This is a genomic window from Pseudomonas pisciculturae (genome assembly GCF_015461805.1).
Lineage (GTDB): Bacteria > Pseudomonadota > Gammaproteobacteria > Pseudomonadales > Pseudomonadaceae > Aquipseudomonas > Aquipseudomonas pisciculturae.
In genome coordinates this window covers 71,106-93,002 of the sequence record NZ_JACVZE010000013.1, presented here as the reverse complement: position 1 = coordinate 93,002, position 21,897 = coordinate 71,106, and the positions used below count along the sequence as shown (strand labels likewise).

Below are 21,897 nucleotides of genomic sequence, written 5' to 3'. Positions count from 1 at the left end.
GCAAATTCAGGGTTGGCGGCTGGCGGCGAGGGTAATCGATACCGACTCGGCAAAACGCAGCGCATGGGGCTTGTCCACTTCTACCTCGGCGTACAGCACCGATTCATTGCTCATCACCAGGTCCAGCAGTTCCTGGGTCAAGCGCTCCAACAAGGCAAAGCGGTTGCCTTCGACGTGGGCGATGATTGCCTTGGTGATGGTGCGGTAGTTCAGCGCGTGGTCAATGTCGTTGTCGCGCACGGCTTCCTGGGCGGCATACAGGATGGTCAGGTTGATCAGCACATCCTGCTTGTTGAGGATCTCGTCCTCATTGATGCCGATGTAGGTGCGCAGGCACAGGTCCTTGACCCGGATGCGCGCCATGCCTGGTTGAAGTTGTGGCATTGCTACTTGCTCCGTCCGATCAGTTGCAGGAACTCCATGCGCGTGGTGTTCGACTCGCGGAACGCGCCGAGCATCACCGAGGTGTTCATGGTTGAATTCTGTTTTTCGACACCGCGCATCATCATGCACATGTGCTTGGCTTCGATCACCACCGCCACGCCGGCGGCCTGGGTCACGCCCTGGATGGCGTCGGCAATTTGCCGGGTGAGGTTTTCCTGGATCTGCAGGCGCCGCGCATACATATCGACGATGCGCGCCAGCTTCGACAGGCCCAGCACCTTGCCGGTCGGAATATAGGCCACATGGGCCTTGCCGATAAAGGGCAGCAGGTGATGCTCACACAGCGAGTACAACTCGATGTCCTTGAGGATCACCATCTCGTCATTGTCGGAGGTAAACAGCGCGCCGTTGACGATCTCGTCCAGGTTTTGCTCATAACCGTGGCACAGGTACTGCATCGCCTTGGCGGCGCGCTTTGGGGTGTCGAGCAAACCTTCGCGCTCCGGGTCTTCGCCCAGGCCTTTGAGAATCTCGCGGTAGTGTTGGGGCAGGGATAAGGTCATACAACATCCTCACAAACGGCTTACTTGATATGCCGCCCGCCGTTGACGGTCAGGGTGGTACCGGTGACGTAGGGGTTATCCAACAGGTAACGCAGGCTCTGGTAGATCACCTCGGGGCCAGGCTCAATGCCCAACGCTGACTTGGCCAGCACCTTGGCGCGGTAGGCGGCGTCGTCGCCGTCGTTGAACATCACCATCGCCGGGGCGATGCCGTTGACCTTGATCGACGGCGCAAACTGCGCGGCAAACGACAGCGTAAGGCTGTCGAGCCCGGCCTTGGTGGCGCAATAGGCGATGTGCTGGCGGCTGCCCTTGCGCACCACGTCATCGCTGATGTGCACGATGTCGGCTGGTGTCGAGCGCTGCAGCAAGGGTGAACAATGCAGGTTGATCAGGTAGGGCGCAAGCATGTGCACGCTGAACATGTCGGTGAAGGCGCGGCTTTCATCGCCAGGGGGTTCCGCAACCCAGGCCGAAGCGTTGTGGATGATCGCGCGCAGGCTTTGGGTGTGGCTGTGCAGCTCGGCGATAAACGCCAGAATGCCGGCCTCACTGGAGAAGTCGGCAAACACACCGAGCGCGCCGCGCTCGCGCAGGGCCTGCACGCCGGGACGTTCGCTGCGGTAGCTGAAAATCACCGCATGGCCCTCGTCCAGCAGGCGCTGGGCGCAATGCAGGCCGACACGCTGGCTGGCACCGGTAATCAGGATCGGGGCGTCTGTTGCACTCATGGGGGGCTCGATTCGCTGGCAGGCTCAAATCATACCAGCGACCGGGCCCCCCTGTACTCACGCAGCGGCTTCGGTGGCCTTGCGTGGAGTGGGGGCGGGATGCAGCCAGTTGGCCAGCAGGTGGGTCGACAGCGGGATGAACAGGTAAACCATCAGTGGCGTCAGCGCCAGGGTGCTGACCAGTACGCGGGGCACCAAATCCAGTTCGCCCAGCAGCGGGCCCAGCACAAAGTTAAAGATCAGCGACACCGGGAAGAACGCCAGCCAGATAGCCACTGCCTGCTTCCAGCGCGGCGGGCGCGCACCCACGGCACCAAACCAGCCGTCGATACCCTGCACGCGGTGTTCGTGCGGGTTGGCAAACAAGTCACTGCCACGGCTAAGCCACGCGCTGCGTGAGGCAGAAAACTCCCAGGCATGCAGGGTCTGCTCATCGGCAAAGCGGAAAATAATCTGGAATTCATCATCATTGGGCGGTGGGGCGAGCACGCCGGAGCCCAGGTAACCGGGAAAGTCAGTGGCCAATTGCTCGCCTTCGCGCAGCCAGGCCATCAATTCTTCGTAACGACCCTTGGCCACGCGGCGCGCAACCATCAGGGTGACGGGGGAGGTAGACATTGTGTATCTCCAAATAAACGGGCGCGCTGAACCGGGTAGGTGGCGCACAAACGAGGCTGCGGGGTGTTGCAGCGACGTAGAAAAAACAGGCAAGGATTATTCCTGTTTTACACAAATACGCCAGACACTTCGGACGTATCGTCGAAAACCTTGAATCACGCGCGCTAATCAGCGTTAAATGGGATCCAAACCCGTATGGAAATTGCGACTCCAGATGCCCGAAATCATTGCTCCTCTTCGCGAAATTGCCCAGGCCAGTCATGCTGATTCAGAGGTGTTGTTTCCGATTCGCGAAGTTGCACGCATGACCGGCGTCAACCCCGTTACCTTGCGCGCCTGGGAGCGGCGCTACGGTTTGATCCAGCCGGTTCGCACCGAAAGCGGGCATCGGCTGTACTCAAGCACCGATATCGACACCGTGCACCGCATCCTCGACTGGATCGAGCGCGGCGTTGCGGTGAGCAAAGTGGGCAGGATCCTGGCTCGTGATGACTTACAGGGCGAGTCTGCCGACGGGGCAGGCATGGACACTGAATTGGAGTGGAGCCAGTGGCATGCCCAACTGCGCATCGCCATCAGTGCCTTCGACGACCGCCAGCTAGACCGCCTCTATGGCCAGATTTTCTCGGCTTACCCCATCGCCGTGGTGTTCCAGGACATTCTGATGCCGTTGTGGCAGCAACTGTTGCGCCACCAAGGGCGTTTTGGCCAGACCAGTGAATGGTTGTTCTTCGACAATTTCCTGCGTTCGCGCACGGCGCAGCGCTTGCACATGATGGTCGCCTTACCGGTGCCAAGGGTGCTGCTGGCGGCCATCGCCGGGGAGTGCCGCGAGCTGGAGTTGCTGGTGGCGGGTGTATTGATGTCGACAGACCAGTTGGCCGTGAAGCTTCTCGGCGTCGGCCAGCCTTTTGATGAGCTGACGCTGATCTGTGAAAAGACCCATCCTGAGGCGCTGGTGCTGTTTTCCAACCGCTCGCCCGGCAGCGAGTTGCCGCTACGGCTCCAGCGTCTGGCACTGACGCTGGATTGCCCGTTGATGCTGGCCGGTGATGCGTCGGACCTGGCAGAAGAAAGCCTGGCAGGTTCGCCGATTGGCTGCCTGGGCAACGAAGGACGGTTGATGCAGCGGCGCTTGCAGCAATTTTTGAGCGGCAGCCTGGACACCTGATCTCAGGCGTGGATCTCGGGGTGTACGAGACGGTGCTGATGCAGGATGAATTGGCGCAGGCGTTCGGTTTCGTCGGCGTCGCTCTGGTTCAGCCGATAGGCAAACAGGCCGCGCGCGGTTTCACGCTCGAAGGTGCCCCGCAGCGAAATACGCTCATAGCCCGAGGGGCTGAACCACAGCGAAAAGCTTTTCGGCGGTTTGACCCGGCCGCGAACTTCCACCAGTACACCCTTGAACGACACTTCATGCACCCACAGCGCGCCCGGTTGGCCCTTGATGTTTTCCAGGGCTACCGGTGCCTCCAGCGCCAGACGCCAAGGGCGGATCATCGGGCCATCTTCAAAAATCGTCGGTACGCCCAGGCGCAAGTGCACGGCGTGAAACTCGTCTTCCACCAACTGCAGAGGAAAGGTCAGTTGCTGGTTGTCGAATTGTGCCTGAATGGTCACGTGGTCGTGGGCGGCCAGGCGGGTGAGCAAATCGCGGATCTGCGCGCCACCATTGACGGTCAGGCTCGACGACGCATCCCGCAGGTTGAGCTGCGGGTTGTGGTGCATCATCTGAATGAAATCCAGCTCGTCCTGCGTCAGAAGTGCGTCGCGTTGCATGGGGCTTGCTCAACGGGTAGGTGTTAAAACGCCATTATCCTCTTAATGACCGTTTTTTCTAATTTTTGTTAGATCCGCTCGTCGCCTTGAGTGTGGCCAGCTCTGCCTTGAGCTCAGCCACCTGGGCTTCCAGTTGGGCTACGCGTTGCTGGGCTTTGACCTGCACCGTCACATCTTTTTGCACACCCACGAAGTAGGTCTGTTTGTCGGCCGGGTTGTAAGTTGTTGATAACGACAGCTCATTCCAGAAATGCGTGCCGTCCTTGCGGTAATTGCGCAGGGTTTCGCGGCAACTTGCGCCACTGCTCAACGCGTCGCGGATGGCCATCAGCGCCGGTTGGTCGCGGTCGCCCGATTGCAGGAAACGGCAGTCCTGATAAAGGATTTCGTCGCGGGTATACCCGGTCAGGCGTTCGAACGCCGGGTTGACGTAGATCAGCGGCAAGTCCTTGCCTTCCCGTTCAGCGATGACGATGCCGTCGTTAGAGGCGTCAATGACCATTTGCATCAGTTGAGCGTTAATCATGCGGGGAATCCGTCCTTTTGAGGTGACGCAAGTCTAAGACACTGCGCCAATCTGTCCACGGGGTGGCGACGTTTTTTCGTGTGGGTGGGTTGAGCTGGTAATATCCCACGCTTTCGCTCAACTACAGGATCAGATTGATGAAAGTCGCCATCCTTTCCGGCTCGGTCTACGGCACGGCTGAAGAAGTCGCCCGTCACGCGGCCGATATCCTCAACGCGGCCGGTTTTGAGGCCTGGCACAACGCCCGCGCGACGCTGGCAGATGTGCAAGCCTTTGCACCGGATGCGGTGTTGGCAGTGACGTCCACTACCGGCATGGGTGAGCTGCCCGACAACCTGCAACCGCTGTATTCGACCCTGCGCGACCAACTGCCGGCCGCCTTGCGCGACTTGCCCGGTGCGGTGATCGGCCTGGGCGATGCCAGTTACGGTGACACCTTCTGCGGCGGCGGTGAGCAAATGCGCGAGCTGTTTGGCGAGCTGGGTGTGCGCGAAGTGCTGCCGATGCTGCGCCTGGACGCCAGCGAAAGCGTCACCCCCGAAACCGACGCCGAACCTTGGCTGGCGGAGTTGGTGACTGCACTGCGCACGTGATTATCGCGCCTTTATTGGCGGCGCTTCTCTGACGCGGGTGACACCGACTTGAACTATTCTTCACGCTGACTCGTTCGGTCATCAAGCTGGCTGCGAAGGCAACTACTTCCGTCATGAGGTCTGACTAGACTGGCCCATCACCCAAAAAAACAATAAGAACGTGCGCCAAGGAGGTCGTTGCCGTGAGCCTAGCCCCTGTTGCATCGCCACAAAATGTCAAAGATCAGGTCAGTGCGGCCGAGTGGCAGGCCCGTGTAGACCTGGCGGCCTGTTATCGCCTGGTGGCGTTGCACGGCTGGGACGACCTGATCTTTACGCACATCTCGGCCAAGGTGCCGGGCACCGATGATTTTCTGATCAACCCTTATGGGCTGATGTTTCACGAGATCACCGCATCAAGCCTGGTGAAGGTTGACCAGGCCGGCAACAAGCTGATGGACAGCCCTTACGAGATCAACCCGGCGGGCTACACCATCCACAGCGCCATCCATGAAGTGCGCCACGACGTCACCTGTGTATTGCACACCCATACCGCCTCGGGTGTGGCGGTGTCGGCGCAGAAGCAGGGTGTATTGCCCATCAGCCAGCAATCGATTTTTGTGCTGTCGAGCCTGGCTTTTCATGCCTATGAGGGCGTGGCGCTGAACCACGAAGAAAAGGCCCGCTTGCAGGCCGACCTGGGTCAGAACAATTTCCTGATGCTGCACAACCACGGCTTGCTGACCTGTGGCAGCACCATCTCCGACACCTTCCTGATGATGTTCACGTTTCAGCGCGCCTGCGATATTCAGGTGCTGGCGCAAAATGGCGGTGCTGAACTGATCGCCATCGGGCCGCAGATTCTCGCTGGCGCCAAGGCGATGGTGGCCGCCGTCACCAAGAGTGCACAAGGCATGGGGGGCGCGCTGGCCTGGCCGGCGTTGCTGCGTAAATTGGACAGTCTCGATCCTGGGTATAAAAGCTGATGCCACTCGCCGAGATCCCGCTTAGAGCCTGGCGCAAGCGCGGCCAGGACTTCGTCTTTCGTGGCCGCACCATTCGTTATTGGGTGGCGGGGCAGGGCGAGCCGTTGTTGCTGATCCATGGCTTCCCGACCGCCAGTTGGGACTGGCACTACCTGTGGCAACCCCTGGCCCAGCGTAATCTGGTGATTGCCTGCGACATGCTCGGTTTTGGCGACTCTGACAAGCCGTTGGACCACGACTACTGCCTGCTGGAGCAGGCGGATCTGCAACAGGCGTTGCTTGAGCACCTGCGCGTGGACCAGCCGGTGCATGTGCTGGCCCATGATTACGGTGACAGTGTCGCCCAGGAATTGTTGGCCCGGCACTATGAAGGCCGTTTCCAGATGGCAAGCTGTGTGTTTCTCAATGGCGGTTTGTTCCCCGAGACCCATCGCCCGGCTCTGGTGCAAAAACTGTTGCTCAGCCCCCTGGGCTGGATGATCGGTCGCGCCTTCGGGCGCAGTTCCTTGTCCGACAGTTTCAGCCAGATTTTCGGCCCCAACACACGGCCGAGCGAAAGCGCCCTGGATGATTTCTGGAGCCTGCTCGATTGCAATGGCGGCACGCGCATCCTGCATAAACTCATTGCCTACGTGCCCCAGCGCCGACGCCTGCGGGAGCGCTGGGTGCAGGCGATGCAACAGGATGAAGTACCGCTGCGGGTGATTAACGGTGAAGTCGACCCGATTTCCGGTGCCCATATGGTGGCGCGTTACCGTGAGCTGGTGCCTTACGCCGATACGGTGTTGCTGGCCAATATCGGCCATTACCCGCAGTTTGAAGCGCCGGTGCAGGTGCTCAAGCACTACCTGGCGTTTCGCGAGCGAATTGCCGGCCCCGTGTGGGAGCTGGCTTGCCTGCGATAGCATCACCTCGGTGTGCCTGAATGACCGAGGTGCCTGTATCGCAGGCAAGCCAGCTCCCACAAAAAGCGGGCTCCACCGTTAGAGCATCAGCGGCTCATCGGCCATCATCCCCCAGCCTTATCGCGCACCATTCAGCCATAACCGTAGTTATTGTGACCAAAGCCCCCGTGCCCGACACTCAACCCATTCCCATTGTCGCCATTGGAGTTCGGTATGAGTGAGTCAGTGCAGTTTCAGGATAAGGTCGTGATCGTCACCGGTGCCGGCGGCGGATTGGGCCGGGCCCATGCGCTGCTGTTCGCCAAACACGGGGCCAAAGTGCTGGTCAATGACCTGGGCGGTTCCACCCAGGGTGAAGGTGCCAATGCCTCGGCCGCCGACCGTGTGGTAGCCGAAATTCGCGAAGCCGGCGGTATCGCCGAAGCCAACCATGACTCTGTCACCGACGGTGACAAGATCGTGCAGCACGCCCTCGACGTCTTTGGCCGTATCGATGTAGTGGTCAATAACGCTGGCATCCTGCGGGACAAGACCTTCCACAAAATGGACGACAGCGACTGGGACCTGGTCTACCAAGTGCACGTCGAGGGCGCGTGGAAAGTCACCCGCGCCGCCTGGCCCCATATGCGTGAGCAAGGCTACGGCCGGGTGATTTTCACCTCGTCCACCTCGGGCATCTACGGCAACTTCGGGCAATCCAACTACGGCATGGCCAAGCTTGGCCTGTACGGTTTGACGCGTACCCTGGCGATTGAGGGGCGCAAGAACAACATTCTGGTCAACGCCATCGCCCCCACGGGCGGTACACGCATGACCGAAGGCCTCATACCGCCGCAAGTGTTCGAGCGCCTCAAGCCGGAGCTGGTTAGCCCGCTGGTGGTGTACCTGGGCAGTGACGCCTGCCAGGAAACCTCAGGATTGTTTGAAGTGGGCGGCGGCTGGATCGGCAAGACTCGCTGGGAGCGCAGCCTGGGCGTGGGTTTCGACCCAGAGGCGGGTTTTTCCCCTGACGATGTGGCGGCGCAGTGGCAACAGATCTGCGACTTCGAAGGCGCCGTGCACCCCAAGGACACGATTGAGGCGCTCAAGCAGATGATGGACAACTTGCAGAAGTACAGCCTGTAATCGTTGCTGGAAAACCACGCAATACAACGGGGCGCCTTGGGCGCCCCGTTTTATTTGGGGCATAAAAAAGGCCGCTGCAGAGGCAGCGGCCGAAGTAAGACGTTTGATCAAGGAGCAATAAATCAACGTCAGTGAACACCGGTAACAGACTGAAAACAGGCATCAATCCATTTGAATCTGGCTTTTCTTCCGGGTGGGAAGCGGGCCATTTGCCCTGAAAGCCCGGCAAGAATAGTGGGTTGTAACAATTTGAGTAAGAGCGCTTCAGGACAAGGACTGTTACCGATATGGCAACAGTCGCCCAGAGCTCCATCCATTCTCCTGATAGCTCACCATCCACCTCGCCGATGCCCGCCCCCAGACGCAGCCCAGAGCGCTTGGTAATCCTTTCGGGCGACAACACGAATCCCTCCTTTGTGCGCTTATCGCTCTTCATGAGCGGCAGTAGGGTGGGGCCTTCTGTCACTCACCGGGGAAGACGCATGACAAAAACAACAATGCGCGCCATCTTCAGGCCACAGGCGCTGGCCGTAGCGGTTGCGTTAGGGTGCTGTGCCCAGGCACAGGCTGTTTCGTTCAACATTGGCGAGATCGAAGGGCAATTCGATTCTTCGCTGTCGGTGGGCGCGAGTTGGGGCATGCGCGATGCCGACAAGAAGCTGGTGGGCACCGTCAACGGCGGTACCGGGCAGGCTTCCACGGGGGACGACGGTCGTCTGAACTTCAAGAAGGGCGAGACCTTCTCCAAGATCTTCAAGGGCCTGCACGACCTGGAGCTCAAGTACGGCGATACCGGCGTGTTCGTTCGCGGCAAGTACTGGTACGACTTCGAGTTGCAAGACGAAGACCGCGAGTTCAAGCCGATCAGCAACCACAACCGCAAAGAAGGCGCTAAATCCAGCGGTGCGCAGATTCTCGATGCGTTCGTCTACCACAACTACTCACTGGGCGACCTGCCGGGCACTGTGCGGGCGGGCAAGCAAGTGGTGAGCTGGGGTGAAAGTACCTTCATCGGCAACTCCATCAACAGCATCAACCCTATCGACGTGTCGGCGTTTCGACGGCCTGGCGCCGAGATCAAGGAAGGGCTGATTCCGGTCAACATGCTGTTCGCGTCCCAAAGCCTGACCAACCAACTGACCGTAGAAGGCTTCTACCAGTTGGAGTGGGACCAGACGGTGCTGGATAACTGCGGCACCTTCTTCGGTGGCGATGTGGCGGCGGATGGCTGCACCAATAACTACACCGTGGGTAACCCGGCAATTGCACCCTTGCAACCGATAGCGGCAGGGGCGGGCCAAGGGTTCAGCACGACCAATGAAGGGGTGATCGTACGTCGCGCCGGAGACCGTGATGCACGGGATTCCGGTCAGTTCGGCACCGCCTTGCGCTGGCTGGGGGACGACACCGAGTACGGCCTGTACTTCATGAACTACCACAGTCGTACCCCGACGGTCGGCACCATCACCAACACGGCCAACCCACTCACGCTGGCCGCTATCTCGGCTGCCGCCGACGGTTTTGTGGCCGGCAGCGGCCAGGGCCTGGTCCAAAGCCTGATGCTCGGCCGTGGCAAGTACTACCTTGAATACCCGGAAGATATCCGCCTGTTCGGTGCGAGTTTTTCCACCACGTTGCCTACCGGCACGGCGTGGACTGGCGAGATCAGCTACCGCCCCAATGCCCCGGTGCAACTCAACACCACCGACCTGACCCTGGCGCTGATCAACCCCACGTCTGGCCAACTGGCCTCACCCATCCGCAGCAACTTCGGCGACGACAACAAAGGCTACCGCCGCAAGGAAATCACCCAGATCCAAAGCACCATGACCCAGTTCTTCGACCAGGTGCTGGGCGCCGAACGCCTGACGCTGGTGGGCGAGGCGGCCTACGTGCACGTTGGCGGTCTGGAAGACAAATCCAAACTGCGTTACGGCCGTGACTCGGTCTACGGTGCGTACGGTTTCCAGGGCGACACCGACGGCTTTGTCACCGCCAACTCCTGGGGCTACCGCGCCCGAGCGATCCTCGACTACAACAACGCGCTGTTCGGCGTGAACCTCAAGCCCAACCTGTCGTGGTCCCATGACGTGGCCGGTTATGGCCCCAACGGGCTGTTCAACAAAGGCGCCAAGGCCATCAGCATCGGCGTGGATGCGGATTACCGCAGCACCTACACCGCCAGCCTGAGCTACACCGACTTTTTCGGTGGCGACTACAACACCCTGACTGACCGTGACTTTCTCGCCCTCAGCTTTGGCGCGAACTTCTGATCTGGCTTAAACAAGGACAAGCATCCATGCGTAAGACAATTGCTGTATTGGCCCTGAGTCTGTTGGCGGCAAACGTGCTGGCCGCCGTGTCACCCGAAGAAGCCGCCAAACTGGGCACCAGCCTGACCCCAGTGGGCGCCGAAAAAGCCGGCAACGCCGATGGCTCGATCCCGGCCTGGACCGGCGGCATCCCCACCAACGCTGGCGCCGTGGACAGCAAGGGCTTTCTTGCCGACCCGTTCGCCAATGAAAAACCGCTGTTCGTGATCACCGCGGCCACCGTCGACAAGTACAAAGACAAGCTCTCCGACGGCCAGGTGGCGATGTTCAAGCGCTACCCCGAGACCTACAAGATCCCGGTGTACTCGACTCACCGTACGGTCAACCTGCCAGCGGACATCTACGAGTCGATCAAGCGCAGCGCGCTGAACGTCAAGCCGATCAACGACGGCAACGGCCTGGAAAACTTCACCGGCAACCGCTACTACGCGTTCCCGATCCCCAAGAATGGCGTGGAAGTGCTGTGGAACCACATCACCCGTTACCACGGCGGCAACCTGCGCCGCATCATCACCCAGGCCACGCCGCAGACCAACGGCAGCTACACGCCGATCCGCTTCGAAGAAGAAGTGGCGGTGCCGCAACTGATCCCCGACATGGACCCGGCCAAGGCCGCCAACGTGCTGACCTTCTTCAAACAGTCGGTGACCGCCCCGGCACGTTTGGCGGGCAACGTGCTGCTGGTGCATGAAACCCTAGACCAGGTCAAAGAGCCGCGCCTGGCGTGGATCTACAACGCCGGCCAACGCCGCGTACGCCGTGCGCCGCAAGTGGCGTATGACGGGCCGGGCACGGCCTCCGACGGCCTGCGCACCTCCGACAACTTCGACATGTTCTCCGGCGCCCCCGACCGTTACGACTGGAAACTGGTGGGCAAGAAAGAGATGTACATCCCCTACAACAGCTACAAGCTTGACCAGCCCACGCTCAAGTACGACGACATCATCAAGGCTGGCCACATCAACCAGGACCTCACCCGCTACGAGCTGCACCGCGTGTGGGAAGTGGTGGGTACGGTCAAACCGAGTGAGCGGCACATCTACGCCAAGCGCCACATGTACATCGACGAAGACAGCTGGCAGGTAGCGCTGGTAGACCACTACGACGGCCGTGGCCAACTGTGGCGCGTCGCCGAAGGCCATGCGCAGTTCTACTACAACCACCAGACCCCGGCGTACACCGTGGAAACCCTGTACGACATCATCGCCGGTCGCTACATCGCCCTGGGCATGAAGAACGAAGAGAAGAGCAGCTTCGTGTTCGGCTTCAAGGCCAAGGCCGCGGACTACACCCCGGCGGCCCTCCGGGCCGAAGGCGTGCGCTGAGCCCGGATTAAATCGGGATCAAATGTGGGAGGGATTTGTGTGGGAGCTGGCTTGCCTGCATCGCAGGCAAGCCAGCTCCCACACAAACCCCTCCCACATTTAGTTTTGTGCATGCCTTTCAATCACCCCGCTGAATACTTCTTCAACAACCGCCAATCACAGGACTAGGGTAGGCGCCAGGTTGCAAAACAATAAAAAAGCAGGATGCAGCAATGACCGCCATGACACGCTGCCTGGACCGTCCTGGATTCATGCCCCGGCTGTCCTCCCACCATGTGCTGCGCCCGCGCCTGACCGAACCGTTGTTGGCGGCGCAGGCCCGGGTCAAATTACTCTGCGCCCCAGGCGGCAGCGGCAAGAGCGCGTTGCTCGCCGAATGCGCGTTGCAGGCGCCCGCCGGTTGCCAGGTTTACTGGTTGCCCCTCAACGGCGTGGCCTTGAGCCCTCTCGATCTTTGCCAGCGCCTCGCGCAAAACCTGGGCCTGACGTTTACCGATGAAGCCACACTGCTGTTGGACCTTGCCCGCTGGCAGCCCGCCGCGTGGCTGTTTCTCGATGACTTCTGCCGCCTGCCTGCGCCACTCACCGACGCCTTGCTCGACCGCCTGCTCAGCGCCAGCAGCCCGGCCCTGACCTGGTGGCTGGGTGCGCGACGGCGGCCGCTGTGCAATTGGCCGCGCTTGCTGCTCGACGATGAGTTGCTGGAGTCCGGCGCCGAGCTGGCATTCAGCCCGGCGGAGATCCAGCAATTGCTGCCGGGGGAGCCCATCGACAACGTGCTGCAATTCAGCGCCGGTTGGTGCGCCGGGGTGCGCATCGCCTTGCTCGGCGACGGCCATCCCGAAAAGACCCTGCTCGACTACCTGCAACATGAACTGTTCATCACCCTGCCAGCCGAGCTTGCCGAAGCCTGGCGCGTGCTCGCCCACCTGCCGCGCTTCAACGCCGGGCTGTGCGAACACCTGTTCGGCTTTGGTGACGGTGACCAATACCTGCGCGACTTGCAGGCCCTCGGTGCGTTCATCCAACCCTGGGAAGACACCGACTGGTTGCAGGTTTTCCCACCGTTGGCCCAATTGCTACGCGATGAGCCCTGGCCGGCCAAGCGCTCCTGGCACCGGCGCGCCTGCCAATGGTTTACCGCCGAACAGGACTGGCAAGCCGCCTTCGAGCAAGCGCTGCTGGCCGAAGAATACGAAGTGGCCGTCAGCCTGTTGCAGCACTTTAGTTTCGAGGACCTGTTCCGTCAGCAGAACGCCGTATTGCTGTTGCGCCTGCATGAGGAACATGGCGATGAGTTAATGCTCGGCTCGGCGCAACTGGTGGGGCTGGTCACGGCGGCATTACTGTTTGCCGGCCGCTTTGACCAGGCTGCGCAGTGTATCGACCAATTGTCCCGTTTCGCCCCGCAACCCACGGCGGCGTTGCAACGCTACCTGCTGGCCCGCTGGCAGGCGCAATGGGGCTGGCTGCTGCACCTGGGCGGTGATGCCGAGCGCTCCCGCGTGCATTTTCTGGAAGCGTTGCAAGCGTTACCCGAGAGCGCTTGGACATCGCGGTTGATGTGCCTGTCGGGGCTCACCCAACAAGCCTTGCTACGCGGTGAATTGGACGTGGCTCAGTCGCTCAATCGCGAAGCGCTGTGCCTGGCCCGTGCCCATGGCTCGTTATTGCTGGAGGCGCTGCTGGAGCTGGATCACGCCCAGTTGCTGGAACAACGCGGCGCGCCATATCGAGCGCAGAGCCTGCTGGAAAATGTGCAGGCGATATTACTCAAGCAACGCCTCAAGGCCGGGCCGCTGGTCGGGCGCATCGCGCTGCGGCGTGGGCATCTGGCATTGCGCCAAGGGCACGACAGCCTGGCCGCCGAGTGCTTCGAGACAGGCTTGAAAATGTGCCTGCACAGCCAGGACAAACGCGTGCTATACGGGTTTCTCGGCCTGGCCTTGCTGGCCGCCAACCGTGGCGATTACGCCCAGGCGTTTGTGCAACTGCGTGACGCTGAACGCCTGATGCAGCAACGCCAGGTGCCCGACACGGTCTACCGCGCTGTACTGTTGTTGGTCAGCGGGCATTTCTGGTTGCAGCAGGGCCGCGCCGAGTTGACCGTCGAAGCCGTGCGCCGGGTGTTGCGCCACTTCCGTGGGGCCGAGGCCAAACAGGCGCCGCCGGCCACGTTGGAACTGATCCCGCGTCTTGAATACCTGCTGGTCTTGGCGGAGGTAAAACTGGGCTGCGCGGAGCAACCGGTGGCGCGGCTCAATGCCTTGCTGGCGAGCACTCACCAGCGCGGCATGTTGTGCCTGGAAACCGAATTGCATCTGGTGCTGGGGGAGGTGGCCTGGCAAGTCGGCGATGCCGCCCTGGCGCGGCGTTCGCTGCAAACCGGGCTGGATTTGGCGGCGCGCTGTCAGGTGCAACAAGCGATTCGCGAATTGCGTCTGCGTTCGCCGGGGTTGTTGAGCGAGTTGGGCCTGGAGCCCCAGGCTGCAACGCCGGGTGCGGTGGAAAACCCCTTGAGCCTGCGCGAACTGGAAGTGCTGCAACTGATCGCTCTGGGCAACTCCAACCTGGAAATCGCCGACCGCCTGTTCATCTCGCTGCACACCGTCAAGACCCATGCGCGGCGCATTCACAGCAAGCTCGGTGTAGAGCGACGCACACAAGCGGTGGCCAAGGCCAAGACGTTGGGGTTGATGGTTTAGGCGCAGAACGCCTGGCGATACTCACCGGGCGTGGCGCCCATGGCCTGGCGAAAGCGGTGGGTGAAGTGGCTGGCGCTGGAGAAGCCGCACATCAACGCGATCTCACTCAAGGGCAGGGCGCCGCTGCGCAGCAAGGCCTGCGCGCGGGTGAGTCGGCGTGCCAGCAGGTACTGATGGGGTGGCAGGCCGAAGGTTTGGCGAAACATCCGCGCAAAATGGTATTCGGACAGCGCGCACATCCCGGCCAATTGGCCCAGGCTGATCGGGTCTTCCAGATGCTGGTCGATAAACTCCACCAGGCGTCGTCGCTGATGCGCGGCCAGGCCGCCTTTCAACCGCAACCCTTCACGGGCGCCGACCTGGCTGAGCAGGGTGTGGCTGAGCATTTCATGGGCCAGGCTGCTGGTAAGCAGGCGCTCGGCAGGTTCTTGCCAATTGAGGGCAATCAACTGGTGAAAGCGCCGCGCTTGGCTGGCGTCTTCCAAAAACGTACTTTCGCGCAGTTGCAGCGTGCGCGGCTCGCGGTCCAGCAGGGTCACGCAGCCGAGGGCGAATTGCTCCGGGCTGAAATACACGTGGGCCAGGCGGATCTCGCCGTTGATCACCCAGGCTGACTGATGCTCGGCCGGCAGGATGCACAGCTTGTCTGGCCCGCCCTTGGTGCCGGGTTGGTCGCGCCGAAACGTGCCGGTGCCGCCGCCGATGTAGCACGACAAGGTGTGATGGGTGGGCGCCTGATAATCCTGGGCATCGTGATGGTTGCTCCACAAGGCCGCAGACAGGCCGTCACCGAGCTCGGCGCAGGCTTCGAGGCGTGCGTTGGGCGAGCGGTTAAGGGCTTGAAAGACTTGCAGGGATTCCAGGTCTGGCATGGTGAGTTCTCTTTGACGCCTTGCATCCTACTCTCGGATGCTGACGCTGTGATCCCACCGCCCGACAAAAGCGCAAGATTGTGCAAGAGGGCGCCACGGGTTCGGGGCAACACTGTGGCTCAATCGATGGAGCCCGCTATGAACCTTTCCCTGTATTTACTCACCGTGCTCATCTGGGGCACCACCTGGATCGCCCTCAAATGGCAACTGGGCGTGGTGGCGATCCCGGTGTCCATCGTCTATCGCTTCGGCCTGGCGGCGCTGGTGCTGTTTGCGCTGTTGCTGCTGAGCCGCAAGTTGCAGGTGATGAACCGGCGTGGGCATTTGATTTGCCTGGCCCAGGGCCTGTGCCTGTTTTGCGTGAACTTCATGTGCTTTCTGACGGCCAGCCAGTGGATCCCCAGCGGCCTGGTGGCGGTGGTGTTTTCTACGGCCACGCTGTGGAATGCGCTGAATGCCCGGGTGTTCTTCGGCCAGCGCGTGGCGCGCAATGTGTTGATGGGCGGCGGCCTCGGTTTGCTGGGCCTGGGCTTTTTGTTCTGGCCGGAACTGGCCGGCCATACGGCCAGCCCGCAAACCTTGCTGGGCCTGGGCTTGGCGCTGCTGGGGACGATGTGCTTCTCGGCTGGCAATATGCTCTCGAGCCTGCAACAGAAGGCCGGGCTCAAGCCGCTGACCACCAATGCCTGGGGCATGGCCTATGGGGCAGTGATGCTGGCGACCTACTGCGCGGTGCGTGGCATTCCGTTCGAGATGGACTGGAGCGCAAGGTACATCGGTGCGTTGTGGTACTTGGTGATACCGGGTTCGGTGATCGGTTTTACCGCGTACCTGACGTTGGTGGGGCGCATGGGGCCGGAGCGAGCGGCGTATTGCACGGTGTTGTTCCCGGTGGTGGCGTTGAATGTGTCGGCGTTTGCCGAGGGGTATCAGTGGACGGGGCCGGCGTTGGCAGGGTTGGTGCTGGTGATGTTGGGGAATGTGTTGGTGTTCAGAAAGCCCAAGCCTGCTAACCCAATCCTTAAGGCACAGCAGGCTTAATGTGGGAGGGGGCTTGCTCCCGATGACTGAGTGTCAGGCAATGCATGTGCTGACTGATCCACAGCTATCGGGAGCAAGCCCCCTCCCACATTTAACCAATGTGACCTTTCTATTTGAGCCCAAGCCGCTTGGCCATGCGGCCCAGGTTTGCGCGGTCCAGCCCCAGCTCACGGGCCGCACTGGCCCAATTGTGCTGATGGCGCTCCAAGCAGGCGCTGATGATCTGGCGCTGAAAATGCTCGGTGGCCTGGCGCAAGTCGCCGGTGACGAGAGGGGTGGCCTCTACATGAGCTTCGATCACCGGCGCGCTGACATCGGGTAAGTCCAGGTCCTGAGCACTCAAGCTAAGAATCTTCGGCCGCTCACGACAGTTACCCAAGGCCTTGAGCGCACTACGCCCAATCAAATGCTCCAACTCGCGCACATTGCCCGGCCAGTTGTACGCCAGCAGCGCCGCCTGGGCATCGCTGGTCAGGCGCAAGCTGCCCAGGCCCATGCGTGAGCGGTTCTGTTCGAGGAAGTAGCCGGCCAGCAGCAACACATCACGGCCGCGCTCGCGCAGGGCCGGCACTTGCAGCGGGTAGACGCTGAGGCGGTGATAGAAGTCGGCGCGGTAGCGGCCGTTGCGTACTTCATCGGCCAGGTCGCGGTTGGTGGCGGCGATCAGGCGCACATCCACTCGGTGTTCCTTGTCCGAACCCAAGCGCTGCAACTGGCCGCTTTGCAGCACCCGCAGCAGCTTGGCCTGCACGCTCAGGGACAGCTCGCCCACTTCATCCAGAAACAAGGTGCCGCCATTGGCCAGTTCGAACTTGCCGCGACGCTCATTCAGCGCGCCGGTGAAGGCGCCGCGCACATGGCCGAACAGCTCGCTTTCCACCAGGGTTTCGGGCAGGGCGGCGCAGTTGAGGCTGATCAGCGGTTTGTCGGCGCGGGAGGACGCAGCATGGATCGCCTGGGCCACCAACTCCTTGCCCACCCCGGTTTCGCCGGTGATCAGTACAGTGAGATCGCTGCCGCCCACCAACTTGATCTCTTCCACCAGGCGCTTGTGGGGTTTGCTCTGGCCGATCATTTCCTTGTGCTGCTGGCCGCTGGCCTCGCGGTAGATTTCGGCACGCAGGGTCAGGCGTTCGATACGCTGGGCCACGTTGACCGTGGCCGCGGCGAGGCTGGCGAAGGCTTGCAGGGCATCGAGCTCGACGCGTTCGAAGCGCTCGGTGTCGAGGGCATCGAGGGTTAACAAACCCCAGGGCTGGTCGTCGATAAACAGCGGGCACCCCATGCAATCATGCACTTCAAGCTGCCCATGCACGCCGGCGACCAGGCCGTCGTAGGGGTCGGGCAATTGGCTGTCGCTGTCAAAGCGGGTAGGGCCAGGGCTGCTCATCAGCGCGGCAAAACGCGGATGTTCGCTGACCTTGAAGCGCCGGCCCAGTGTGTCGGGGCTCAGGCCGTCCACCGCCAGTGGTACCAGCCACTCACCGTCCAGGCGCAACAGGGCGGCGGCATCGCAGGGCAGCAAGGCGCGCATCGCTTCCAGCAGGCGGCGGTAGCGCTCGCTTTCGGGGAGTTCGCGGGACAGGTCGGCGACCAGGGGCAGCAGGGTGGTGAGTAGCGATTGCGCAGTCATAATGACTCCTTGTAGTCCTTGTGACTATACGGCGTAGGAAGTCATATCGACTACAAAACATTTAAGTCATTGAAATTAAAAGTGTTATTAGTTGGCACGAATACTGAGTAACTAAAGGCAATCAGTAAAGAAGCCCAGGAGGCTCCCATGCTTAGTGCCCAAGACCGTGCCATCGTCAAATCCACCGTGCCCCTGCTGGAAAGCGGCGGTGAAGCGCTGATCACTCATTTTTATCGCATGATGCTCTCGGAGTACCCCGAGGTTCGCCCCTTGTTCAACCAGGCCCACCAGGCCAGCGGTGACCAGCCCCGTGCTTTAGCCAACGGCGTATTGATGTACGCGCGGCATATCGATCAGTTGGACCAGTTGGGCGACCTGGTGGCCAAGATCATCAACAAACACGTAGCCCTGCAAATTCTGCCAGAGCACTACCCGATTGTGGGCGCCTGCCTGCTGCGTGCCATCAGCGAGGTGCTGGGCAGCGAGATCGCGACCCCTGAGGTCATGAGCGCCTGGGGCGCGGCCTATGGCCAGTTGGCCGATATCCTGATTGGCGCAGAAGCGGCCATCTATGAAGAGAAGGCCCAGGCCCCCGGCGGCTGGCGCGGTGCGCGGTCGTTTCGGGTGGTCAAGCGTGTGGAGGAGAGCGCCGAGATCATCTCCTTCTATTTTGCCCCTGTGGATAACGGCCCGATCCTCGCGGCCGCGCCTGGCCAGTACATCGGTATGAAGCTGGTGCTGGATGGCGAAGAAGTACGCCGCAACTACTCGCTGTCGGCCCTGACCGATGCAGGCCTATACCGCATCAGCGTCAAGCGCGAGGCCGGTGGGCGGGTGTCCAACTACCTGCATGACCAACTGCACGTCGGCGCGACCATCGACCTGTTCCCGCCATCGGGCGAGTTCACCCTGGCGGTCAGCGACAAACCGCTGGTGCTGATCAGTGGCGGCGTGGGCATCACCCCCACCTTGCCGATGCTGGAAGCAGCCCTGGCGACGCAGCGGCCGGTGCACTTTATCCACTGTGCACGTAATGGCGGCGTGCATGCGTTCCGTGAGTGGGTGGATGGCCTGGCGGCGCAGCATCCGCAGCTCAAGCGTTTTTATTGCTACGCCGAGGACGATGGCGTGAGCCCGGCTGCCGATAAAGTGGGCCTGTTGAGCCAGGCGCAACTGGCGGCGTGGTTGCCGCAGCAGCGAGATGTGGATGCGTACTTCCTCGGGCCTAAAGGCTTCATGGCGGCGATCAAGCGCCACCTCAAGGCGCTGGGCGTGCCGGAGCAGCAAAGCCGGTATGAGTTCTTTGGCCCGGCGGCGGCCTTGGAATAATTTCGACAATCCACCACAGGGCAAATGTGGGAGGGGGCTTGCCCCCGATGGCGGTGTATCAGCTACCCGATATATTGGCTGACCCACCCTCATCGGGAGCAAGCCCCCTCCCACATTTGGTTCTGTATTCCCTCTGATTAATCTGCTGTTAACCCCCCTCTGGTTAAACCACTCTCGGTGTGTAAACTTGCGGCCATTGGCACGACCAAACAAAGGGAAGATGAGATGAGTGACGAATTGCGTTTAGGCAGGGAGCGGCGCTTTCTGGTGTTGCTGGGCATCATCTGCCTGGCGCTGATCGGCGGTGCTCTTTATATGCAAGTGGTGCTGGGCGAGGCGCCGTGCCCGCTGTGCATCCTGCAACGCTACGCCTTGTTGTTGATCGCGATCTTCGCGTTTATCGGCGCAGCCATGCGCCGCAAAGGGGCGATCACGCTGTTTGAAGGCCTGGTGGTGCTCAGTGCCCTGGGCGGCGTGGCAGCGGCAGGGCATCACGTGTACACCCAGTTCTTCCCACAGGTGAGCTGCGGTATCGATGTACTGCAACCGATCGTTGACGACTTGCCGCTGGCCAAGGTGTTCCCGCTGGGCTTCCAGGTCGATGGCTTCTGCAGCACGCCTTACCCTCCGGTGCTGGGGTTGTCCCTGGCGCAGTGGGCACTGGTGGCGTTTGTGCTGACGGTGGTTTTGGTGCCCCTGGGCATCTATCGCAATCGCCAACGCAACGCCTGAGCCGTTTACGGCAAACGCCCCGGCACTTCCTGAGGGAAGGTCGGGGCGTTTTTGCTTGTAGGGATTTGTGAACAGAGCGTGACGTGGAGCAATCCTGGGTGCGCGCAGCGTGCGACATGTTGTCACACGGACGTTGCCGCAGGACGTTTCTGACCCAGCAAATCGCCGCGTAAATTTGCACCAGACGGTCAAATTGTGCTGTCAGTTCGTGGTTTGCACGCTGGCGCGAAGTGCACGCCGCAGGCGCCATTGAGTGATGTCTGAATGCCTTGTTTTATGGGGGGTTGGATGGGTTTCGCATGCCCTTACAGGGTGTAAGGGCTGTGGCGGGTTGCCCTATAACACGGCAATTTTTGTGGTTTTTGTTGAGAATCGAACACGATAAGATCGCGAACCTTTGCGGTTTTGGTGAAGGATTATTGCTGTAATCGATAAAAATTATTTCTTTATAAGACATGGTTTATACATCGCTAGCTAACTACAATCGCCCGCACTGAATGTCCGGTGCTGTTCAATATTTGAGCACTGGAGCGGTCGAGGGGCAGATGGATGGCTCTGTGCGACCCCAAGGTTCCGACAGCCTTTCAACTATCCGCACCAAATGGAATTGGTCTGTAACAAGGCCTTTAACCACGAAATCGAATAAGAACTCACCGCAGGTCCGTGAAACGTCCCGATTTGGGGTGATGGGCAGGCTCTTATTCAATCGAAGAGAAATGCCAACCCTTGGCAGGGTGAAGTGTTGGCGATCAAAACCCAACTGCATTGCGCAAGCTGCTTTAGAGGTCGTGAGATGAGTAAAAACAGGTACCCCCGATTACTAGGCTTTTTGCCGCTGCTGGGCATGATGTTAATGCTGGGAGGCTGCAAGTGGACCTTGATGGACCCAAAAGGACAGATCGGTCTGGATCAACGAAACCTGATCATCACCGCCACCCTGCTGATGCTGTTGGTCGTGGTGCCTGTGATCATCATGACCTTCGCCTTCGCGTGGAAATACCGTGCGTCGAACACCAGCGCGACCTACGCGCCTAAGTGGTCGCACTCCACCAAGATCGAAATCGCGGTGTGGCTGGTGCCGGTCCTCATCATCATCGCCCTGGGTTACATCACCTATAAGTCGACCCACGAGCTGGACCCTTACCGTCCGCTGGAATCCGACGTCGCGCCGATTAATATCGAAGTGGTCGCGCTGGACTGGAAGTGGCTGTTCATCTACCCGGACCTGGGTATCGCCACGGTCAACGAGATCCAGTTCCCGGAGAACACCCCGCTTAACTTCCGGATCACCTCCGACGCCGTGATGAACTCGTTCTTCATCCCTGCACTGGGCGGCCAGATCTACGCGATGGCAGGCATGCAGACCCGTCTGCACCTGATCGCCAACGAAAAAGCTGAAATGGAAGGCATCTCCGCTAACTACAGCGGCGCTGGCTTCACCGGCATGAAATTCAAAGCGATCTCGACTAGCCAGGACGATTTCAACGCCTGGGTAGCCAAAGTCAAGGCAGCACCTAAACAGCTTGATCAAGCTGAATACGACGCCCTGACCAAACCAAGCCAGAACAACCCAGTCGCCCTGTACTCCACGTACGAGCCGAACCTGTTTCAGAAAATCGTCGACAAGTACGAAGGTATGAAGCCAGGCAAGCCGGTCAAGCACGAGAAGAAAGAAGTGGCCGCGGTTGAAGGTTCTGACACGGGCTCGCATTCAACTGCTGGGGCAGAGGAGTAAACG

At 60.7% G+C, this 21,897-nt stretch carries 20 protein-coding genes; 12 read left to right on the top strand and 8 right to left on the bottom strand.

The window, feature by feature from the left end; genetic code table 11:
• Window positions 1-6: 6 nt before the first annotated feature.
• Genes folX through ICY20_RS26970 form a run of 4 tightly spaced genes read right to left on the bottom strand, consistent with a single transcriptional unit; the run spans window position 7 to window position 2,296 of the window.
• Window positions 7-384, bottom strand: coding sequence for a dihydroneopterin triphosphate 2'-epimerase (folX, locus tag ICY20_RS26985; RefSeq protein WP_159959607.1), 378 nt, complete (start codon window positions 382-384; stop codon window positions 7-9).
• A 2-nt stretch (window positions 385-386) separates the two neighbouring features.
• Window positions 387-947 (bottom strand): GTP cyclohydrolase I FolE, encoded by a 561-nt coding sequence (gene folE / locus ICY20_RS26980; RefSeq protein WP_159959605.1) that lies wholly within the window; start codon window positions 945-947, stop codon window positions 387-389.
• 20 nt (window positions 948-967) lie between these two features.
• The gene (gene folM / locus ICY20_RS26975) at window positions 968-1,678 is read right to left on the bottom strand and encodes a dihydromonapterin reductase (protein WP_194939104.1); all 711 of its coding nucleotides are present in this window, start codon (window positions 1,676-1,678) and stop codon (window positions 968-970) included.
• A gap of 57 nt (window positions 1,679-1,735) precedes the next feature.
• The gene (locus ICY20_RS26970; protein WP_194939103.1) at window positions 1,736-2,296 is read right to left on the bottom strand and encodes an antibiotic biosynthesis monooxygenase; all 561 of its coding nucleotides are present in this window, start codon (window positions 2,294-2,296) and stop codon (window positions 1,736-1,738) included.
• A 214-nt stretch (window positions 2,297-2,510) separates the two neighbouring features.
• On the opposite strand from ICY20_RS26970, the gene ICY20_RS26965 reads away from it, so the two are divergent.
• The gene (locus tag ICY20_RS26965; RefSeq protein WP_194939102.1) at window positions 2,511-3,467 is read left to right on the top strand and encodes a MerR family transcriptional regulator; all 957 of its coding nucleotides are present in this window, start codon (window positions 2,511-2,513) and stop codon (window positions 3,465-3,467) included.
• Window positions 3,468-3,469: 2 nt separating this feature from the next.
• On the opposite strand, the gene ICY20_RS26960 is transcribed toward ICY20_RS26965, so the two are convergent.
• Together ICY20_RS26960 and ICY20_RS26955 are read right to left on the bottom strand one after the other, a co-directional pair.
• Window positions 3,470-4,075: a hypothetical protein gene (locus ICY20_RS26960; protein WP_159959597.1), complete on the bottom strand. Its 606-nt coding sequence runs from the start codon at window positions 4,073-4,075 to the stop codon at window positions 3,470-3,472.
• 58 nt (window positions 4,076-4,133) lie between these two features.
• Entirely contained in the window at window positions 4,134-4,601 is a 468-nt protein-coding gene (locus ICY20_RS26955; RefSeq protein ID WP_159959595.1) for a PAS domain-containing protein, read from the bottom strand.
• Window positions 4,602-4,738: 137 nt separating this feature from the next.
• Between ICY20_RS26955 and ICY20_RS26950 the strand changes: the two genes are divergently transcribed.
• The 7 genes from ICY20_RS26950 (at window position 4,739) to ICY20_RS26920 (ending at window position 14,552) form a co-directional block, all read left to right on the top strand.
• On the top strand, window positions 4,739-5,194 hold the full coding sequence (locus tag ICY20_RS26950) for a flavodoxin (RefSeq protein WP_159959594.1): 456 nt from the start codon (window positions 4,739-4,741) through the stop codon (window positions 5,192-5,194).
• A 182-nt stretch (window positions 5,195-5,376) separates the two neighbouring features.
• Window positions 5,377-6,159: a class II aldolase/adducin family protein gene (locus ICY20_RS26945; RefSeq protein WP_194939101.1), complete on the top strand. Its 783-nt coding sequence runs from the start codon at window positions 5,377-5,379 to the stop codon at window positions 6,157-6,159.
• A complete protein-coding gene (locus ICY20_RS26940) occupies window positions 6,159-7,064 on the top strand; it encodes an alpha/beta fold hydrolase (RefSeq protein WP_194939100.1) in 906 nt (301 codons plus the stop codon). Before ICY20_RS26945 ends, ICY20_RS26940 begins: the two co-directional genes overlap by 1 nt.
• Before the next feature lie 213 nt (window positions 7,065-7,277).
• A complete protein-coding gene (locus tag ICY20_RS26935; protein WP_194939099.1) occupies window positions 7,278-8,189 on the top strand; it encodes an SDR family oxidoreductase in 912 nt (303 codons plus the stop codon).
• 497 nt (window positions 8,190-8,686) lie between these two features.
• On the top strand, window positions 8,687-10,462 hold the full coding sequence (locus ICY20_RS26930) for a DUF1302 domain-containing protein (protein ID WP_194939122.1): 1,776 nt from the start codon (window positions 8,687-8,689) through the stop codon (window positions 10,460-10,462).
• A gap of 26 nt (window positions 10,463-10,488) precedes the next feature.
• Window positions 10,489-11,847, top strand: coding sequence for a DUF1329 domain-containing protein (locus ICY20_RS26925; RefSeq protein WP_159959586.1), 1,359 nt, complete (start codon window positions 10,489-10,491; stop codon window positions 11,845-11,847).
• Window positions 11,848-12,059: 212 nt separating this feature from the next.
• Window positions 12,060-14,552, top strand: coding sequence for a LuxR C-terminal-related transcriptional regulator (locus tag ICY20_RS26920; RefSeq protein ID WP_194939098.1), 2,493 nt, complete (start codon window positions 12,060-12,062; stop codon window positions 14,550-14,552).
• On the opposite strand, the gene ICY20_RS26915 is transcribed toward ICY20_RS26920, so the two are convergent.
• Window positions 14,549-15,424: a helix-turn-helix domain-containing protein gene (locus tag ICY20_RS26915; RefSeq protein WP_159959582.1), complete on the bottom strand. Its 876-nt coding sequence runs from the start codon at window positions 15,422-15,424 to the stop codon at window positions 14,549-14,551. The genes ICY20_RS26920 and ICY20_RS26915 overlap by 4 nt on opposite strands.
• A gap of 138 nt (window positions 15,425-15,562) precedes the next feature.
• Between ICY20_RS26915 and ICY20_RS26910 the strand changes: the two genes are divergently transcribed.
• Window positions 15,563-16,465, top strand: a complete 903-nt coding sequence (locus tag ICY20_RS26910; RefSeq protein WP_159959580.1) for a DMT family transporter — start codon at window positions 15,563-15,565, stop codon at window positions 16,463-16,465.
• 109 nt (window positions 16,466-16,574) lie between these two features.
• Here the strand turns inward: ICY20_RS26910 and norR are convergent, their stop codons facing one another.
• Window positions 16,575-18,098 carry a nitric oxide reductase transcriptional regulator NorR gene (gene norR / locus ICY20_RS26905; RefSeq protein ID WP_159959578.1) on the bottom strand — a complete coding sequence of 508 codons (1,524 nt, stop codon included), beginning with the start codon at window positions 18,096-18,098 and terminating at the stop codon, window positions 16,575-16,577.
• A 147-nt stretch (window positions 18,099-18,245) separates the two neighbouring features.
• On the opposite strand from norR, the gene hmpA reads away from it, so the two are divergent.
• From hmpA to cyoA, 3 genes are all read left to right on the top strand, one after another.
• Window positions 18,246-19,427: an NO-inducible flavohemoprotein gene (gene hmpA, locus ICY20_RS26900; RefSeq protein WP_194939097.1), complete on the top strand. Its 1,182-nt coding sequence runs from the start codon at window positions 18,246-18,248 to the stop codon at window positions 19,425-19,427.
• Between the two features lie 225 nt (window positions 19,428-19,652).
• Complete coding sequence (locus tag ICY20_RS26895; RefSeq protein ID WP_159959574.1) at window positions 19,653-20,159, top strand: disulfide bond formation protein B; 507 nt, start codon at window positions 19,653-19,655, stop codon at window positions 20,157-20,159.
• 793 nt (window positions 20,160-20,952) lie between these two features.
• The gene (gene cyoA, locus ICY20_RS26890; RefSeq protein ID WP_194939096.1) at window positions 20,953-21,894 is read left to right on the top strand and encodes a ubiquinol oxidase subunit II; all 942 of its coding nucleotides are present in this window, start codon (window positions 20,953-20,955) and stop codon (window positions 21,892-21,894) included.
• The last annotated feature ends 3 nt before the right edge of the window (window positions 21,895-21,897 follow it).

Coding starts and splice junctions, on each gene's coding strand:
- folX (WP_159959607.1), bottom strand. CDS start 384: ATGCCACAACTTCAACCAGGCATGGCGCGCATCCGGGTCAAGGACCTG.
- folE (WP_159959605.1), bottom strand. CDS start 947: ATGACCTTATCCCTGCCCCAACACTACCGCGAGATTCTCAAAGGCCTG.
- folM (WP_194939104.1), bottom strand. CDS start 1,678: ATGAGTGCAACAGACGCCCCGATCCTGATTACCGGTGCCAGCCAGCGT.
- ICY20_RS26970 (WP_194939103.1), bottom strand. CDS start 2,296: ATGTCTACCTCCCCCGTCACCCTGATGGTTGCGCGCCGCGTGGCCAAG.
- ICY20_RS26965 (WP_194939102.1), top strand. CDS start 2,511: ATGCCCGAAATCATTGCTCCTCTTCGCGAAATTGCCCAGGCCAGTCAT.
- ICY20_RS26960 (WP_159959597.1), bottom strand. CDS start 4,075: ATGCAACGCGACGCACTTCTGACGCAGGACGAGCTGGATTTCATTCAG.
- ICY20_RS26955 (WP_159959595.1), bottom strand. CDS start 4,601: ATGATTAACGCTCAACTGATGCAAATGGTCATTGACGCCTCTAACGAC.
- ICY20_RS26950 (WP_159959594.1), top strand. CDS start 4,739: ATGAAAGTCGCCATCCTTTCCGGCTCGGTCTACGGCACGGCTGAAGAA.
- ICY20_RS26940 (WP_194939100.1), top strand. CDS start 6,159: ATGCCACTCGCCGAGATCCCGCTTAGAGCCTGGCGCAAGCGCGGCCAG.
- ICY20_RS26935 (WP_194939099.1), top strand. CDS start 7,278: ATGAGTGAGTCAGTGCAGTTTCAGGATAAGGTCGTGATCGTCACCGGT.
- ICY20_RS26930 (WP_194939122.1), top strand. CDS start 8,687: ATGCGCGCCATCTTCAGGCCACAGGCGCTGGCCGTAGCGGTTGCGTTA.
- ICY20_RS26925 (WP_159959586.1), top strand. CDS start 10,489: ATGCGTAAGACAATTGCTGTATTGGCCCTGAGTCTGTTGGCGGCAAAC.
- ICY20_RS26920 (WP_194939098.1), top strand. CDS start 12,060: ATGACCGCCATGACACGCTGCCTGGACCGTCCTGGATTCATGCCCCGG.
- ICY20_RS26915 (WP_159959582.1), bottom strand. CDS start 15,424: ATGCCAGACCTGGAATCCCTGCAAGTCTTTCAAGCCCTTAACCGCTCG.
- ICY20_RS26910 (WP_159959580.1), top strand. CDS start 15,563: ATGAACCTTTCCCTGTATTTACTCACCGTGCTCATCTGGGGCACCACC.
- norR (WP_159959578.1), bottom strand. CDS start 18,098: ATGACTGCGCAATCGCTACTCACCACCCTGCTGCCCCTGGTCGCCGAC.
- hmpA (WP_194939097.1), top strand. CDS start 18,246: ATGCTTAGTGCCCAAGACCGTGCCATCGTCAAATCCACCGTGCCCCTG.
- ICY20_RS26895 (WP_159959574.1), top strand. CDS start 19,653: ATGAGTGACGAATTGCGTTTAGGCAGGGAGCGGCGCTTTCTGGTGTTG.
- cyoA (WP_194939096.1), top strand. CDS start 20,953: ATGAGTAAAAACAGGTACCCCCGATTACTAGGCTTTTTGCCGCTGCTG.